Source organism: Rossellomorea aquimaris (genome assembly GCF_008180865.1).
Lineage (GTDB): Bacteria > Bacillota > Bacilli > Bacillales > Bacillaceae_B > Rossellomorea > Rossellomorea yichunensis.
In genome coordinates this window covers 415,448-431,870 of sequence record NZ_VTEX01000004.1, presented here as the reverse complement: position 1 = coordinate 431,870, position 16,423 = coordinate 415,448, and the positions used below count along the sequence as shown (strand labels likewise).

13 protein-coding genes and 1 other annotated feature are annotated in these 16,423 nt (G+C 42.4%); of the genes, 11 read left to right on the top strand and 2 right to left on the bottom strand.

The features are described from left to right. The first annotated feature begins 159 nt into the window (after window positions 1-159). Window positions 160-1,455: an ArsB/NhaD family transporter gene (locus FZC88_RS17520; protein ID WP_148995812.1), complete on the top strand. Its 1,296-nt coding sequence runs from the start codon at window positions 160-162 to the stop codon at window positions 1,453-1,455. Window positions 1,456-1,523: 68 nt separating this feature from the next. Continuing rightward, entirely contained in the window at window positions 1,524-2,174 is a 651-nt protein-coding gene (locus FZC88_RS17515; protein ID WP_262371931.1) for a DUF421 domain-containing protein, read from the top strand. Between the two features lie 64 nt (window positions 2,175-2,238). Here the strand turns inward: FZC88_RS17515 and spoVB are convergent, their stop codons facing one another. Continuing rightward, window positions 2,239-3,789, bottom strand: coding sequence for a stage V sporulation protein B (gene spoVB / locus FZC88_RS17510; protein WP_148995811.1), 1,551 nt, complete (start codon window positions 3,787-3,789; stop codon window positions 2,239-2,241). Between the two features lie 125 nt (window positions 3,790-3,914). Between spoVB and FZC88_RS17505 the strand changes: the two genes are divergently transcribed. From FZC88_RS17505 to dtd, 8 genes are all read left to right on the top strand, one after another. After that, window positions 3,915-4,235: a post-transcriptional regulator gene (locus tag FZC88_RS17505; protein ID WP_148969790.1), complete on the top strand. Its 321-nt coding sequence runs from the start codon at window positions 3,915-3,917 to the stop codon at window positions 4,233-4,235. Window positions 4,236-4,365: 130 nt separating this feature from the next. Further along, window positions 4,366-6,630 carry a protein translocase subunit SecDF gene (secDF, locus tag FZC88_RS17500; RefSeq protein ID WP_148969789.1) on the top strand — a complete coding sequence of 755 codons (2,265 nt, stop codon included), beginning with the start codon at window positions 4,366-4,368 and terminating at the stop codon, window positions 6,628-6,630. A gap of 145 nt (window positions 6,631-6,775) precedes the next feature. After that, on the top strand, window positions 6,776-7,660 hold the full coding sequence (locus FZC88_RS17495) for a cation diffusion facilitator family transporter (RefSeq protein WP_262371954.1): 885 nt from the start codon (window positions 6,776-6,778) through the stop codon (window positions 7,658-7,660). A gap of 13 nt (window positions 7,661-7,673) precedes the next feature. Beyond that, window positions 7,674-8,009, top strand: coding sequence for a LapA family protein (locus FZC88_RS17490; RefSeq protein ID WP_148969787.1), 336 nt, complete (start codon window positions 7,674-7,676; stop codon window positions 8,007-8,009). A 121-nt stretch (window positions 8,010-8,130) separates the two neighbouring features. After that, the gene (gene recJ / locus FZC88_RS17485; protein ID WP_148995809.1) at window positions 8,131-10,494 is read left to right on the top strand and encodes a single-stranded-DNA-specific exonuclease RecJ; all 2,364 of its coding nucleotides are present in this window, start codon (window positions 8,131-8,133) and stop codon (window positions 10,492-10,494) included. Continuing rightward, window positions 10,485-10,997, top strand: a complete 513-nt coding sequence (locus FZC88_RS17480; protein WP_044339542.1) for an adenine phosphoribosyltransferase — start codon at window positions 10,485-10,487, stop codon at window positions 10,995-10,997. Before recJ ends, FZC88_RS17480 begins: the two co-directional genes overlap by 10 nt. A 281-nt stretch (window positions 10,998-11,278) precedes the next feature. After that, window positions 11,279-13,468 (top strand): RelA/SpoT family protein, encoded by a 2,190-nt coding sequence (locus tag FZC88_RS17475; protein ID WP_148969785.1) that lies wholly within the window; start codon window positions 11,279-11,281, stop codon window positions 13,466-13,468. Between the two features lie 13 nt (window positions 13,469-13,481). Further along, complete coding sequence (dtd, locus tag FZC88_RS17470) at window positions 13,482-13,922, top strand: D-aminoacyl-tRNA deacylase (protein WP_148969784.1); 441 nt, start codon at window positions 13,482-13,484, stop codon at window positions 13,920-13,922. A gap of 77 nt (window positions 13,923-13,999) precedes the next feature. Here dtd and FZC88_RS17465 read toward each other — a convergent pair whose 3' ends face one another. Continuing rightward, window positions 14,000-15,742: an SH3 domain-containing protein gene (locus FZC88_RS17465; protein ID WP_148995808.1), complete on the bottom strand. Its 1,743-nt coding sequence runs from the start codon at window positions 15,740-15,742 to the stop codon at window positions 14,000-14,002. Between the two features lie 200 nt (window positions 15,743-15,942). Here FZC88_RS17465 and FZC88_RS17460 point away from each other — a divergent pair, with 200 nt between their 5' ends. Beyond that, window positions 15,943-16,119 carry an RNA polymerase subunit sigma-70 gene (locus FZC88_RS17460; protein WP_113971304.1) on the top strand — a complete coding sequence of 59 codons (177 nt, stop codon included), beginning with the start codon at window positions 15,943-15,945 and terminating at the stop codon, window positions 16,117-16,119. Window positions 16,120-16,189: 70 nt separating this feature from the next. Continuing rightward, window positions 16,190-16,419 (top strand) — a binding site (T-box leader). The last annotated feature ends 4 nt before the right edge of the window (window positions 16,420-16,423 follow it).

Sequence of the window (16,423 nt, the reverse complement as noted above, 5' to 3'; positions counted from 1 at the left end):
TTTCGCCTCGATGATGGTCCTCTCCCTTCTAACTCATTAAATTTTATTCATGTGATAGTACAAGCATATTCATCCATCCCATGAAAAAGACTAGAAATTTTTCATGGTCAAGCCTCATAGACTAGTATGAAACTTCCTGGAGAAGGAGGGGGTGTGACCATGTCTCCGATGATCGTGTTGATTGTGTTTGTTTCTGTATACATCCTGCTGATAACTGAGAAATGGAACCGGGTACTCGCTGCCATGGCAGGCGGTGTTGCCATGCTTTTAATTGGGGCTTTTCCCATTGAGAAGGCGTTGTTTACGTATATAGATTGGAAAACCATCACTCTGCTTTTTTCCATGATGTTAATTGTAACGTTGACGAGTAAAACGGGGTTCTTTGAATATATCGCCATCCGGTTCGCACAATGGGTGAATGGGAATGGACTGGCTCTTCTTACCCTATTTTCCTTATTGGCTGCGGTTGGCTCTGCCTTTTTGGCTAACGTAACGATTGCCATGTTATTAGTTCCGATCCTTTTTAAACTGACGAAGCTTCTTGAACTTCCTCCCATCCCTTTTCTCATCATGACGATCCTCGCTTGTAATATTGGCGGAACGGCGACTTTAATTGGCGACCCGCCTAATATGATGATCGGTCAAGCGGTAAAACACTTTACGTTTAATGCATTTATTGAAAATTTATTACCCGTCGTTTTGATGGTTTACGTCGTTACTTTACTTATCATGTGTGTCCTTTACAAAGAAGTCCTCCTTGTAAAGGAAGACAGAAAGTTACTCCTGAAAGGAATTAAGGCAGAGGAGTATTTAAAGAAAGACAGGGGGCTCCTTCAGTCTCTGTTTGTGCTTGGCCTGGTGTTGGTCGGATTTTCTTTATATCCGATGTTTCATCTCGATGTGACGACCGTTTCCCTTGCCGGGGCTGTCCTGTTAATGCTGCTTCTCGAAAAGATTTATCCTCCGGAATCGATATTAAAAGAGGTGGAGTGGGGAACGCTGTTTTTCTTTATGGGCTTATTCCTTCTTGTGGGAGGGATCGAAGAAGCGGGATTCATAGATGAAATCGCCCGGGAAATTTTGCGGTTAACAGATGGAGATATGAAGAAAACGGCATTCGTCATTTTGTGGGGAACCGGTATATTGTCTGCCATTGTAGATAACATTCCATTTGTAGCTGCCATGATTCCGGTCATCCAGGAATTTGGTGAATTCGGTATGGTCAATATGGATCCATTATGGTGGTCGTTGGCTCTGGGTGCTTGTTTAGGCGGGAACGGTACATTGCTTGGTTCTTCATCAAATCTTGTGATTGCAGGACTGGCATCGAAAGAAGATGTACATATCAAGTTCTATCAATATTTACTTATTGGTGTACCCGTGACGTTGATCTCCCTTGCTGTTTCAACGATATATGTGTATTTCAAATATATTCAGCCATTTTTAGGTGGATAAATATTCCTCCCATTAATTTTCTCTATCTGTCGATACTACAAAAGACGAATGTATGAGGGGGAAAAGTAGTGGAGGAATATTTCCTAATTATTATACGCACTCTTTTTCTTTATTTTTTGATCATCTTTATTTTTCGAATCATGGGAAAAAGAGAGATCGGTGAACTGAGCATACTCGATTTAGTGGTCTTTATCATGATTGCCGAGATGGCTGTCATGGCCATTGAACAACCTAAGGACCCCATCATCCACACGTTGCTTCCAATGGGGGTCATTGTATTGATACAAATCGTATTTGCATGGGTTTCCCTAAGGTCCAAACCGTTTCGTGAACTGTTGGATGGGAAACCATCCGTTATCATCCATAACGGAAAAATCGACGATAAAATGATGAAAAAACAGAGGTATAACTATGATGATTTACTCCTGCAATTAAGAGAAAAGGATATCTTCAATCTGGCAGATGTGGAGTTTGCAATCTTGGAACCTTCCGGGAAATTATCGGTATTAAAGAAAGAAGATGGGGAGGAAGGTTCTCAGTCCATGACTTTGCCGTTGATATTAGATGGCGAGGTCCAAACCACTCATTTGGATATGATCGGGAAAACGGTTTTCTGGTTACGAAAGGAAATGAGGGATAGAGGCTTTAAAAATATACAAGAAATTTCATTCTGCAGCTTTCAGAATGGGCAATTCTATATTGACGAAAAAAATCATTAGTCTTATTTGTCAACGTTCACACAAAAACTCCTCAACAACATGTTGAGGAGTTTTTGTGTGATGGTTATACCGTAATAAATCGGCGGATGAATGGAATGCGTGCAAGGTCATTTTTAACGATAAGCTTAAGGCCGATGGAGAGGAGAAGGTATACAATCGTTGAAGACATGACTCCAAACAATAAGCGGAACACGAGGCCGTCACTGCTGAATAAGTATAGATACGAATAATGAGCCCATAATCCTGTGGCAATCAGTACGAATCCGGTCTTTAAGTAATCCCTTAAGTAAATCGTCATCGGGATATATTTAAGGATGGTCATGAAGTGAAGCAAGGTAACGAGCATAAATCCTGTTACAATACCGAGAGCAGCGCCATTGATGCCAAATGCGGGTTGAGAGGCAAGAATGAAGATGACCCCGGTTTTCACCACAGCTCCTATCAAACTGTTGATCATAGCGGCTCTTGCAAGGTTCAGAGCTTGGAGAACAGCTTGCAGGGGCCCTTGATAGTAATAAAATATAAAGAATGGGGCCATAATCATTAAGAAACCTGCACCACTCTCGCTCCCGTACATCACCTGCATGAGAGGCTTGGCATAAACATAAAGGATGACAACGGATATGCCTCCCGTAATCAAGCAGAATCTCAGCGCCTGTTGGAGCCTGTGCTCGATTAATGTGAAGTTTTTTTGAGAATTGGCTTCGCTTATGGCTGGTACAAGAGATTGAGATAATGAGAGTGTAATGAATGACGGGAGGAACAAGAGAGGCAGCGCATACCCTGTAAGGGATCCATACTGCTTCGTTGCCATCCCGGCCGCCACTCCAGCAAGGGCTAAGCTGTTGACAACGACGATCGGTTCGAAAAACCAGGCAATCGACCCGATCATTCTACTCCCGGTCGTAGGCAAGGCCACACTCATCAATTCGTTAAACGTCTCACGGCCGTTTCGGATCGAGGTGAAGAAATTTCGTCTGATTTTGAACTTTTTCTTTAATTTGAAGCTGGTGAAAAGGTAAAGAAGGGATGCGAGTTCTCCTAATACTGACGCCACCATGGCAGCAGCGGCTGCATATTCAATCCCATATGGAAGGAAAGTTTTCGTTAATACGGCAATCAACGTAATCCGGACCACTTGCTCAATGACCTGGGAATAAGCAGAAGGCTTCATGTTCTGTCTTCCCTGGAAATACCCTCTGATGACAGAGGAAATTGCTACAATCGGAATGATTGGAGCGATGGCAACTAAAGGATAATAGATTCGATCATCTGTAAATAAAGCTTCGGTCAAGTACGGAGCAAGCAGAATGAGAGCCGGTGTGAAAATGATGGAAAGCCCGAGTGTGATCGATAAGGAAACCACCAATATTTTTTTTACCTTCCGGATATCCCCCCTGGATTCAGCTTCAGCCACATTTTTTGAGATGGCTACGGGAAGGCCCAGTTGAGTGATGGTGATGACAAGGATCAGGGTCGGAAAAGCCATCATAAAAAGACCGACGCCTTCTTCACCGATGAATCTTGCGACGACGATCCGGTTTACAAACCCTAATATTCTAGTAATAAAGGCTGCCATCATTAAGATCATAGTGCCCTTAAGAAATTTTGACATAAAATTCCCTGCCTTCTCAAAATTGGTATTATCGTATACAATGATGTATATGCACAAGGGTGGACAAAGCATGACAAGTAGTGAACAATTCCGGCTATATTTAGCCCAGATGGGGTGAACGGGGAATGAAGAATAATCAGCATCCTTATGATCGTTTCTATGAATCGTTAGAACCAGCACTAATAAGCAAAGTAGAAGAATTTGAAATTCTTGGCTATGGAAAAGCAGACGTCGGCCGACTTTGGTCCTACTTAACGAAGAAGAAATGGAAGAAACCCGAAACGGATGTGAAATTCTTTCAGCTAGTGAGTGATGTGTTAACGGTTAAACCCGGGGAGTATATGAGCTTTGAAACGATTGAAGCATACAGGTCTCCCAATTGGTTTGCAGATGTGAATGAAGATGAATTGAACGAACTTCTTCGTCCGAATAAGCACGGAAAATAGCCCGAAAAGAAATTGACACCTTTTTCTTTCTCATAGATAATGAGAATGCCTGAAGTTTTTAGGAATTATATTACTTTTTGAAGCACATAGTTCGTATGGTTTTTAAAACGGCAAGGAGGATCTATACATAATGGTAAAGCGTGGCCGAATAATTGCCTTCTTTATACTTGTGGTATTACTTGCAGGTACTATGGGAGGAACAACGAAGAGTATTGTCGATAACATTAAATTAGGTTTGGACCTGCAAGGCGGATTTGAAGTTCTATATGAAGTTCAACCGATTAAGAAGGGGCAGGAAATTACGAAAGAAACGGTGTCCAATACAGCCGATGCATTGGACAAGCGTATTAACGTATTGGGTGTCAGTGAGCCTAATATCCAAATTGAAGATGGAAACCGGATCCGTGTTCAATTAGCGGGGGTGGAAGATCAAAACGAAGCAAGAGAAATCTTGTCCACTCAAGCCAACCTGTCGTTCCGCGACGTAAATGATAAAGTCCGGTTGGATGGTTCGGATCTTGCATCCGGTTCTGCGAAGCAAACCTTTGATGACAAGAACAATCCAATCGTTTCCTTGAAATTAAAAGATCGTGAAAAATTCTATGAATTGACGAAGGAGATATCTGCAATGGCTCCGCAAAATCAGCTGGTGATCTGGCTTGATTTCGAGGAAGGAAAAGATTCTTATCAAGCGGAAGTGGGGAAAGAAGATCCGAAATTCTTGTCGGATCCCGCTGTAAGACAGCCGATCAACTCCGATGAAGTCATCATTGAAGGGAATTTCACCGTTGAGCGTGCTCAGAATCTTGCTTCCTTATTGAATGCAGGAGCACTCCCTGTAAAGCTGGATGAAAAATATTCAACTTCTGTGGGGGCAAAGTTCGGTCAGCAGGCACTTGATAAAACAGTCACTGCAGGGATCATCGGGATTGCGATCATCTTCTTATTCATGATTGCGTATTACCGTTTCCCGGGTCTGATTGCTACGATTACACTTTCAGTTTATATTTACTTAATTCTATTGATTTTCGATTTAATGAATGGGGTCCTGACACTGCCTGGAATTGCAGCCCTCATCCTTGGGGTCGGTATGGCCGTCGATGCCAATATCATTACCTATGAACGGATCAAAGAAGAAATGCGCGTTGGAAAGCCTATTCGTTCAGCCTTCCAAGCGGGTAATAAATCTTCGTTCTTAACGATATTGGATGCTAACGTAACAACGATACTTGCAGCAACGGTACTTTTCTTATATGGAACAAGCTCTGTAAAAGGATTTGCAACGATGTTGATTGTCAGTATCCTGACAAGCTTCGTAACTGCTGTATGGGGTTCACGTTTATTACTGGGACTGTGGGTAAACAGTCGCTTCTTTAATAAAAAACCAGGCTGGTTCGGCGTGAACAAAAACGAAATCAAAGACCTGGCGGAAAATTACGATACGCTGGATCTGCCAACTCGTTTCGATCGCTTTGATTTTGCTGCACAGCGCAAAAAATTCTTCGGATTATCAGCTATCCTGATCACGGCAGGAATCATCATCCTGGCCATTTTCAGATTGAATTTAGGGATTGACTTCGTGAGTGGTTCACGTATGGAAATCCTTGCTGATCAAAGCTTAAAGACAGAAGAGATTCAAGATGAATTGAAAGAAATGAAATTGCCTTCTGAAGATGTAGTGATTTCAGGGGACGATGGGAATATCGCCGTCGTTCGCTATACGGAAGATTTAAACAAAGATGAGATTGCGGCATTAAAGGACCGATTTAACGAACTGTACGGTGCGGAACCAAGCATCAGCACCGTTTCACCAGTTATCGGGAAAGAGCTTGCTAAGAATGCGATGATCGCTGTAGCGATTGCATCGATCGGGATTGTCATCTATGTGACGTTCCGCTTTGAATGGAGAATGGCAGCCGGTGCGATCCTTGCACTCCTGCATGATGCATTCTTTATCATTGCCTTCTTCAGTTTAACAAGACTCGAGGTAGATCTTACATTTATCGCAGCAGTCTTAACCATTGTCGGTTACTCGATAAATGATACGATCGTTACCTTTGACCGGCTGAGGGAAAACCTTCATAAGAAGCGCAGGCTGAAAACGGATAAAGATATAGAAGATGTCGTGAACCAAAGTATCAGACAAACGATGGGCCGTTCGGTGAATACCGTATTAACCGTGGTGTTTACAGTTCTTGCTCTCATGTTCTTTGGTAGTGAGTCCATCCGTAACTTCTCCATTGCCTTATTGGTCGGGTTGATTTCAGGTACGTATTCTTCTGTATTCATTGCCTCTCAGGTTTGGCTTGTGTTGAAGAAGAGAGAACTGAAGAAAACAGGTACGATCAAAACCGTAAAAGAAAAGAAGACGTGGTCAGACGAACCGCAAGTATAAGAGTATGAATGGGTCCGGGGAGAGCTTCTCCCCGGACCTGTCTTTTTTTGTTTTTTTACGGTATTGGGTTACAATACTAATAGTTGAAAGGAGGCGACACCGCTTGAATCATGAAGACCGTTTTAGGAAAGCTGAAATAGCTGCAATGATTGGTGTTATAGGGAATATTGTACTGGCGGTTATTAAGTGGGGAGCCGGTATATTAGGGAATAGTAGAGCGTTGATTGCAGATGCCGTTCACTCTGCCTCGGATGTTGCAGGGTCTCTCGCCGTCTTTATCGGATTACGTGCAGCTAAGCAGCCTCCTGATCAGGATCATCCATATGGACACGGGAAGGCCGAGTCGATAGCAGCAATCATTGTGGCAGTCTTATTGTTCTTAGTCGGGATTGAGATTGGAAAATCGTCCATAGAATCTTTCTTTCATCCTTTAACACCTCCAACAGCGATTGCTATCTATGCCGTCATCTTTTCCATTATTGTAAAGGAAGCAATGTTTCAATACAAATATCGATTGGGTAAAAGAATAAAGAGTGATGCTTTGATCGTCAATGCATATGAGCATCGTTCAGATGTCTTTTCATCCATTGCCGCACTTGTCGGGATTTCCGCATCCATCCTCGGGGGGAAATTCGATGTAGGCTTTCTTGTATACGCCGATCCGGTAGCCGGTATCTTTGTTTCACTCCTTGTCCTCAGGATGGCTTGGCACTTGGGAGCTGAATCCATACATAATACGCTGGATCACGTCATGCACGAGGAGGATATCGTACCCTTTTGTAAAATAGTGGACTCTGTACCTGAAGTGAAGGAAATCAATGAACTCCATGCCAGGGAACATGGGCATTACGTCATCATTGATTTGAAAATCAGTGTAGATCCGCATAAGACTGTCGAGGATGGTCATCGCGTCGGGAAGCAGGTAAAGAAGAAACTTCTGGAGGAGTCCAATGTGAATGATGTATTCATTCATATTAATCCGTACAATCCGGCTTCTGAAGAAAGGGATGAACAAATAGACTTATCATAAGGAGGGGAATCCGATGAAATTTCAGTGGACATTATTATTAGGTATTTTCTTTGCATTGGTTGTTTCCGTTTTCGCTGTCATCAATGTAGATCCTGTCACCGTCAATTATTTCTTTGGTGAAGCTGATTGGCCTCTTATATTAGTTATACTTGGATCTGTATTCATGGGGGGAATCATTATCGGGTCGGTTGGATTGTTTCGATTATTCGTCGTCCAACGAAAAGTAAAGGCTTTAGAGAAAGAAAATTTACTGTTAAAAGAACAGGCTGAAAGTATGCATAAAGAAAAGGCAGAAAAAGTCCCTTTGAAAAAGAGTGCTCCCGGCTCAGTAGGGGAAACAGGGGAGTAAACAGCTTGGTGGATTTGCCACCAGGCTGTTTTTTTATTGAATAAGAAAAAACCCCTCCTTCTATTAAGATTGAAACCACACCTTCCTTTTTGTATAATGAGTAAGGCTGAGGGGTGAACGTATGTTAAACTCAAAAACACGTTGGATGATGACAGAATCAGATCAACATAAAATATCAGAACTTGAAAATGAATTAAAAGTACCTTCGCTTGTGGCGAAATTATTAATCAACCGGGACCTGGACGACGTAGAAGAAGCCCGGAATTTTCTATTTGATACAGGCGATTCATTTCACGATCCATTTCTATTTGAAGATATGAAAAAAGCAACGGAAAGAATCCATAAAGCCATTGAAAATGGGGAAAGGATTCTTGTTTATGGTGACTACGATGCTGATGGAGTAAGCAGTACATCAGTATTGATGACAGTGTTAAGGGACCTTGGTGCAGAGGTGGAATTCTATATCCCAAATCGGTTCAGCGAAGGATATGGCCCTAATGAAGGTGCCTTTCGCTGGGCAAAGGAAGAGGAATTCACACTCATCATAACAGTAGATACGGGAATATCCGCTGTGAATGAAGCAAAATTGGCTAAAGAACTGGATATAGATTTGATCATTACAGATCACCATGAACCCGGACCGGAATTACCTCCGGCGTTTGCTTTGATTCATCCAAAGGTCGAAGGTACCACCTATCCATTTGGAGAACTGGCAGGAGTAGGGGTGGCATTCAAACTGGCTCATGCCCTTTACGGGGAACTCCCTGTCCACCTGCTTGACCTTGCTGCGATTGGGACCATTGCCGATTTAGTACCATTAAGAGGAGAAAATCGCCTTCTGGCCAAGCGTGGGATTGCCCAGCTACGGGTTTCAAACCGATTGGGAATCAAAGCATTATGCAGGATTGCAAATGCCCAACAGCAGGAAATTACGGAAGAATCCATTGGGTTCATGATTGCTCCCCGTATAAATGCTGTCGGCCGGTTAGGGGATGCAGATCCTGCCGTTGATCTTATGCTTACAGAAGATGCCGAGGAAGCAAAGGCCCTGGCTGAAGAAATTGACAGCTTGAATAAAGAAAGACAGGCGATCGTGTCTCAAATGACCGAAGAAGCGGTTGAGATGGTGGAGAATGATTTTCCCCTGAAGGATAACGCTGTACTTGTAATCGGGAAAGAAGGCTGGAACCCTGGAGTAGTCGGTATTGTAGCTTCACGCTTAGTCGACAGGTTTTACCGTCCGACCATCGTGCTCAGCTTTGACTCTGAAAAGGGAACAGCAAAGGGATCGGCAAGAAGTATCGCAGGGTTTGATCTGTTCAAGAATTTATCAACCTGCCGTGATATTCTGCCCCATTTTGGAGGACATCCGATGGCTGCAGGTATGACCTTACAGTTAGACGATGTAGCCCAGTTCAGAAATCGATTAAATGAGTTGGCTTCGACTGAATTAACGGAAGATGACTTTATACCGGTCACACAGCTTGATGCTTCTGTTACAGTGGACGAAATCTCCGTAGAGTCGATTGAAAAGCTTCAGCTTCTGGCCCCTTTTGGGATGCATAACCCAAAACCGAAGTGGATCATAGACAATGTAAGCATCGAACACTATAAAAAAATCGGATCTGCACAAAATCATCTGAAGCTGGTCTTAGAAGACAAAGGTGTACAATTGGACGGTGTCGGGTTTGGATTGGGAGAACTGGCCGATCATATGACCCCATTTTCGAATGCCTCTGTTATAGGTGAATTATCGATTAATGAATGGAATAATCGCAAAAAGCCTCAGGTGTTTTTACAAGATGTGAAAATTGATCATTGGCAATTATTTGATGTTCGCGGGATTAAACAAGTGCATAAATGGAATGGGCTTATCCCTGAAGAAAAAAAAATAATTATTTGTTTTAATCCGGCTACTATAGAAAAGCTGAGTCTGGAAAAAGATGAAGTGACGCTTCTTGAGGATGGTTCATCACTTGAAGGACTTGCAACCGATAAGGCAAGCCTGGTTCTTCTGGATCTGCCCACTTCCAAACCAATACTTGAAGAGCTATTGAAGAAAGGTCATCCACATCGGATCTATGCTCATTTCTTCCAGGAAGAAGATCATTTTTTCAGTACGATGCCAACCCGTGATCATTTCAAATGGTACTATGGATTTTTAACAAAGCGTGGTTCATTTGATTTAAATAAACATGGTGATGACCTGGCGAAATACAAAGGCTGGTCAAAAGAAACAATAGATTTCATGTCACAGGTGTTTTTTGATTTGAAGTTTGTTACAATAGTGAATGGATTTATTTCTCTCAATCCTGAGAAAACCAAGAAAGATCTTTCTGAATCTCTAACATATCAGAAGAAACAACAACAATACGAGCTTGAAAACGAATTGTTATATTCTTCCTATCAAGAGTTGAAGACTTGGTTTAATGAAAGGATAGAAGAGTCTGTTACAATTGAGGAGGAAGTAAAAGCATGGACTTAAAACAATATGTTACGATCGTTGAGGATTGGCCTAAAGAAGGAATTAAGTTTAAAGACATCACTACATTAATGGATAATGGTGATGCATATAGATACGCGACAGATCAAATCGTAGAGTATGCAAAAGAGAAACAGATCGACCTGGTTGTGGGGCCGGAAGCACGAGGCTTCATCATTGGATGCCCAGTGGCGTATGCCTTGGGAGTGGGTTTTGCTCCTGTACGTAAACCTGGTAAGTTACCGCGTGAAACGATTCAAAAAGAATACGGATTAGAGTACGGTAAAGACGCTCTGACGATTCATAAAGACGCAATCAAGCCTGGACAACGAGTTCTTATCACGGACGACTTGCTTGCAACGGGTGGCACGATCGAAGCTACCATCAAGCTTGTAGAAGAGTTAGGTGGAATTGTTGCCGGTACAGCATTCTTAATCGAATTAACGTACCTGGATGGACGCGACAAGCTCGACAACTATGATATTCTTACATTAATGCAATACTAATATTGTTTATCAATTCTCATACACGTATATAATATGTGATATACTGTTAACTTAAGGGACTGACATCTGGTTTTGAATGTCAGCCCTTATTTTTTATTTGGAAGGGTCAAATCGATGATAGATGTGAAATTTTTCTCATCGACAATTATCGACAAAAATAGATGAAATCTGAGAATTTTATTCTAACCCCTTTACATAACCCTATTTTTTTTTGATAATAGTAACAATCATTAAAATCGAACACTAGTGAAATATATTAAAATACAAAGGTGATTTTGATCATGGCTAAAGATCAAGTACTAACCCCTGAACAGGTTATTGATAAAACAAGAGAATATTTAAATGATGAGCATGTAGAGATGGTTCAGAAAGCCTATGAGTATGCAAGGGATGCACATAGTGAGCAGTATCGTAAGTCTGGGGAACCCTATATCATTCATCCCATCCAGGTAGCGGGAATACTCGCGGATCTGGAAATGGATCCGTCAACCGTCGCTGCCGGTTTTCTTCATGATGTAGTGGAGGATACCGGTGTTTCTCTTGGGGAAATCGAGGAAGCATTCAATGCTGAAGTGGCCATGCTTGTAGATGGGGTCACAAAACTTGGAAAGATTAAATACAAGTCACAGGAAGAGCAGCAGGCTGAAAATCACCGGAAAATGTTTGTGGCGATGGCCCAGGATATCCGTGTCATCCTGATTAAATTGGCAGATCGTCTGCATAATATGAGAACGTTGAAACATTTGCCACAAGAGAAGCAGCGAAGAATTGCAAATGAGACACTTGAAATCTTCGCTCCATTGGCACATCGATTAGGGATTTCGAAGATTAAGTGGGAATTAGAGGATACGTCGTTGAGGTATTTAAATCCTCAACAGTATTACCGCATAGTCAATCTTATGAAGAAAAAGCGTGCGGAGCGTGAAGAGTATTTAGAGGACGTTGTCAATGAGGTTAAGGATAAGTTAGGCGACGTGAAAATCGTGGCGGAAATTTCTGGACGACCTAAGCATATTTACAGCATTTATCGTAAAATGGCCCTTCAAAACAAGCAGTTCAATGAAATATATGATCTATTGGCAGTACGTGTGGTAGTAGATAGCATTAAGGATTGCTATGCCGTTTTGGGAATCGTCCACACGTGTTGGAAGCCAATGCCTGGCAGGTTTAAAGACTATATTGCCATGCCAAAACCTAATATGTACCAATCTCTTCATACAACTGTCATCGGTCCAAAAGGGGATCCTCTTGAAGTGCAAATCAGAACGCTTGAAATGCACCAAATCGCTGAGTACGGTGTGGCGGCACACTGGGCATATAAAGAAGGAAAAGAAGCGAACGAAACGGTATCCTTCGAGAAGAAGCTCTCATGGTTCAGGGAGATATTAGAGTTCCAAAACGAATCTGCCAATGCGGAAGAGTTCATGGAGTCTCTTAAGATTGATCTCTTCTCTGATATGGTCTTTGTGTTCACACCTAAAGGAGATGTACTTGAGCTTCCATCGGGATCTGTTCCGATAGACTTTTCTTATCGTATTCACTCTGAAATCGGTAACAAAACGATCGGTGCCAAGGTAAATGGTAAGATGGTCACTCTTGACTATAAGTTGAAAACGGGGGATATCATTGAAATTCTCACGTCCAAGCATTCTTACGGCCCCAGTCAGGACTGGTTGAAGCTTGCGCAAACATCCCAAGCGAAGAATAAGATCAAGCAATTCTTCAAAAAACAGCGAAGAGAAGAAAATATTGAAAAAGGCCGGGATTTAGTAGAAAAAGAAATCAAGAATCAAGATTTCGATGTGAAAGAAATCCTTACTCCTGAAAATATTAAACGTGTATCTGAGAAGTTTAACTTTTCAAATGAAGAAGATATGTATGCAGCCGTTGGCTATAACGGGATTACGGCAGCTCAAATCGCCAACCGCTTAACGGAGAGAGACCGGAAAAAACGTGAACAGGAAGACAGCCTGGAAGAAACGATGAAGGAATTGAATGCCCAACCGGTCAAACGTAAAAAAGATGCCGGTGTCCAGGTAGAGGGCATTGACAATCTTCTTATTCGTTTATCCCGTTGCTGCAGCCCTGTTCCAGGGGATGAGATCGTAGGTTTTATCACGAAAGGCCGTGGGGTTTCTGTGCATCGTGCTGACTGTACAAACGTTATGGCTGATGAAGTAGAGCAGCGTCTTATTCCAGTGTCATGGGAAAGTGATAGAAATGACCGTAAAGAATACAATGTGGATATTGAAATCTCCGGTTACGATCGCAGAGGCCTTTTGAATGAAGTGCTTCAGGCGGTAAACGAGACGAAGACGAATATATCGGCCGTAAGTGGAAAATCCGATCGAAATAAAGTGGCAACCATCAATATGTCCATTTCGATTCACAATATATCCCACTTACACAAAGTCGTGGAAAGAATTAAACAAATTTCAGATATTTATGCTGTAAGAAGAATCATGAACTAAAGGAGATTTCTTTATGAAGGTTGTACTGCAAAGAAGTAAAGAAGCCTCCGTCACTGTTGATGGAGAAGTAAAGGGAGCCATTCGTTCAGGTGCTGTATTGCTCGTGGGGATCACCCATGAAGATACGGAAGAAGATGCTCGTTATGTTGCAGACAAAGTAGTGAACCTGCGTATTTTTGAAGATGAAGAGGGGAAGATGAATCATTCTTTGCTGGATGTAGAAGGCGAGATTCTCTCCATCTCTCAATTCACTCTTTACGGGGACTCTCGTAAGGGAAGAAGGCCAAACTTCATGAATGCAGCGAAGCCCGATCACGCAGAGTCTGTTTACGACTACTTTAATAAGGTATTAAAAGAAAAAAGTATCAAAGTTGAAACGGGCGTATTTGGAGCCATGATGGACGTGAATTTAACGAATGATGGTCCTGTTACGTTAATTATAGAAAGTAAATAAAGAAAAGCTGATCCTGCAATTTGCAGGATCAGCTTTTCTTTATTTTATTCATATAGCATGTTGTTCACATCGCAGCATCAGTCGGAGAAATAATCCCCTAATCCATGATAGATTGCCGTTGCCGCCAGGTCTTGAAAGTACTGTGTATTGACATTGGCTTCCTCTGCCGGATTACTTAAGAATCCAAGCTCCAAAAGGACAGCCGGCTGATTGTTTTCACGAACAACGTGATAATCTCCTACCCGTACACCCCGGTCTTTCGTCGGTAACCGATCTGCAAGGCTTCCATGAATTTCCTCTGCCAGTTCTTCCTGGTGACCTTGATAATAGTAGGTAGTATGTCCGACGATAGAGGAATCTAGAATGCTGTCAAAATGGAGGCTGATAAAGGCATCAGCCTGATAATAATGAGATAATGATACCCTTGATGGTAATGAAAGATATTCATCGTTTTTCCTTGTTAAGACCACTTTGGCTCCAGCGCTCTTTAGCTTTTCGGCAAGGAGTTCCCCGGTTCTCATGGTAAGGAGCTTTTCCAATGTCCCACTTGCTCCCGTCGTTCCGCTGTCCCTGCCTCCATGCCCCGGATCAATCACCACGACTTTATCTTGTAAGCCGCCGCTCCGCTTGCGTGAAGGAGTAGTGTTTTCCCCGGTGCTGGATCGGATGGACACCACCCAGCCGGCAACAAAACCTGCACTGCCGTCCTCTAATTCAATTTCATACCAATCTCCGTTTTTGCTGATAACGGGGAAGGTGTCACCACTTGAGCCCCGTTCGATGACGCTTGCCCGGGCGTTTGCTTCACTTCTGATATTTGTACCGTTGTAAAGGATTGTGACGTTTTCATTTTCTGAAGATGGTTCACTCTCATAAGCGGAGGCAGTAACGGTTTTTTGGACATACCAACCGGCAATCCAGCCCTTTTTCCCATTTGAGAGCTCAATCTGATACCAATTGTTTTTCTCTTTTAATAAGGAATATTTCTCCCCTTTTGAGACCTTTCCAACGACACTCCCGTTTAAAGAGGTTTCATCACGGACATTTAAACCGTGAACCGTAATGATTCCAATAAGATCTGTGGACGGGGAAGAAGGCTCCTCTTCATCAGCCCTCGAAGAGAATTCTACATATGCATCGTTCACCCATGCCTTGTCGCTGCCAAATTGAATCTCGTACCACCCGCTGACACTTCCTGTTACATCTACGTGATCACCCTTATTTAATACTCCCAGGACGGAACTTTGAAGAGAAGGGGAGGTTCGAACATTAAGGGAGTTGTCGGTGATGATACCTTGTTTATTCTCACTTTTTTTCGATGGGGAAGAAGTTGTGTTGTTTTCCGACACGTATTCCTCATGCACCCAGCCGCTTTCATTTCCCCATTCGATGAGTAGCCATTCACCCTCTTCGTCGGAAACGGATATTCTATCACCCGTGTTTAAAACCGTCACGACTCCTTCAGAGGTGCTTGGCCCTTTTCTGACGCGTAACCCATCGGTGTTAACCCGTCCTTCCTGTTTGGGAGAAACATCGGAAGCGGCAGATTCTACTGATACTAACCATTCGGCTACCCAGCCCTCACCACTATCGGTCCTGACCTTATACCAATCATTTTGTGTGTCTACTATACTGTACTCTTCCCCTCTATGTACCTTCGTCAGAACCGGGTAACTGAGTCCTGGCCCCGTACGGACATTCAGAGTCGAAACACTGATCGTGGCCGTGCCTGTTTCTGCATGTGCATAATCAGCTTCGAGTGACTGAAAAGGAATGATCATGAGCACAATCAGCATTGATGCAATTATTTTCTTAATCATCTTCACCTCCTGTTAGAAATACAAACACCCATAGTAATATCGGATCTTTTCACTTAGATATTGATCAAAATTTCGACGATTTATCGAAAAAATCCCTTAAGGGTTTAATACGATAAAAAAAATTAAATTCCTCTAAAACGAAATAAAAATAGGTAATTGGAAATGATAGAGTTAAGGATTGTTTTGAAAGGGTGATGGAAATGAGGTCAAGTGAAAAAGGGTTTATGAATGCAAATGGTGATAACCAGCTGTTCGGTGTAGATTTTCATCAGTTTCTAGAACGTGAGAAAGATGCCTTAAACGTGGAACTTGCTTCCGAGTTCGGATTATCGTTGAAAGAAGTTAAGCTACTGAAAAAGAAAATGGAGAGATCGTAACGAAATTTTCTTTAACCTCTTGACATGAACTAACGGCATCCGTATCATTATAGAAATAAAATAACATTTACAAAAACCGTTGATCGAGCATAGTAGCTGATACCCACGTGTAAAGAGAGGAAATGCCTTGGCTGAGAGCATTTCTACAATGTGACTTAGTGAATGAACACTCAGGAGGTTTCTCTCTGAAAAAGTATCTTTAGTAGGAGATGAACGTACCAGGCGTTAACTGGCTAAGTGGAGGTCTTTATAGGCTTCAATTAGGGTGGCACCACGGGAATAACAGCTCTCGTCCCTTGTATGA

Excerpts from the sequence above, each read along its gene's own strand:
- FZC88_RS17520 (WP_148995812.1), top strand. The coding sequence starts at position 160 with ATGTCTCCGATGATCGTGTTGATTGTGTTTGTTTCTGTATACATCCTG.
- spoVB (WP_148995811.1), bottom strand. The coding sequence starts at position 3,789 with ATGTCAAAATTTCTTAAGGGCACTATGATCTTAATGATGGCAGCCTTT.
- FZC88_RS17505 (WP_148969790.1), top strand. The coding sequence starts at position 3,915 with ATGAAGAATAATCAGCATCCTTATGATCGTTTCTATGAATCGTTAGAA.
- secDF (WP_148969789.1), top strand. The coding sequence starts at position 4,366 with ATGGTAAAGCGTGGCCGAATAATTGCCTTCTTTATACTTGTGGTATTA.
- FZC88_RS17495 (WP_262371954.1), top strand. The coding sequence starts at position 6,776 with ATGATTGGTGTTATAGGGAATATTGTACTGGCGGTTATTAAGTGGGGA.
- FZC88_RS17490 (WP_148969787.1), top strand. The coding sequence starts at position 7,674 with ATGAAATTTCAGTGGACATTATTATTAGGTATTTTCTTTGCATTGGTT.
- recJ (WP_148995809.1), top strand. The coding sequence starts at position 8,131 with ATGTTAAACTCAAAAACACGTTGGATGATGACAGAATCAGATCAACAT.
- FZC88_RS17480 (WP_044339542.1), top strand. The coding sequence starts at position 10,485 with ATGGACTTAAAACAATATGTTACGATCGTTGAGGATTGGCCTAAAGAA.
- FZC88_RS17475 (WP_148969785.1), top strand. The coding sequence starts at position 11,279 with ATGGCTAAAGATCAAGTACTAACCCCTGAACAGGTTATTGATAAAACA.
- dtd (WP_148969784.1), top strand. The coding sequence starts at position 13,482 with ATGAAGGTTGTACTGCAAAGAAGTAAAGAAGCCTCCGTCACTGTTGAT.
- FZC88_RS17465 (WP_148995808.1), bottom strand. The coding sequence starts at position 15,742 with ATGATTAAGAAAATAATTGCATCAATGCTGATTGTGCTCATGATCATT.
- FZC88_RS17460 (WP_113971304.1), top strand. The coding sequence starts at position 15,943 with ATGAGGTCAAGTGAAAAAGGGTTTATGAATGCAAATGGTGATAACCAG.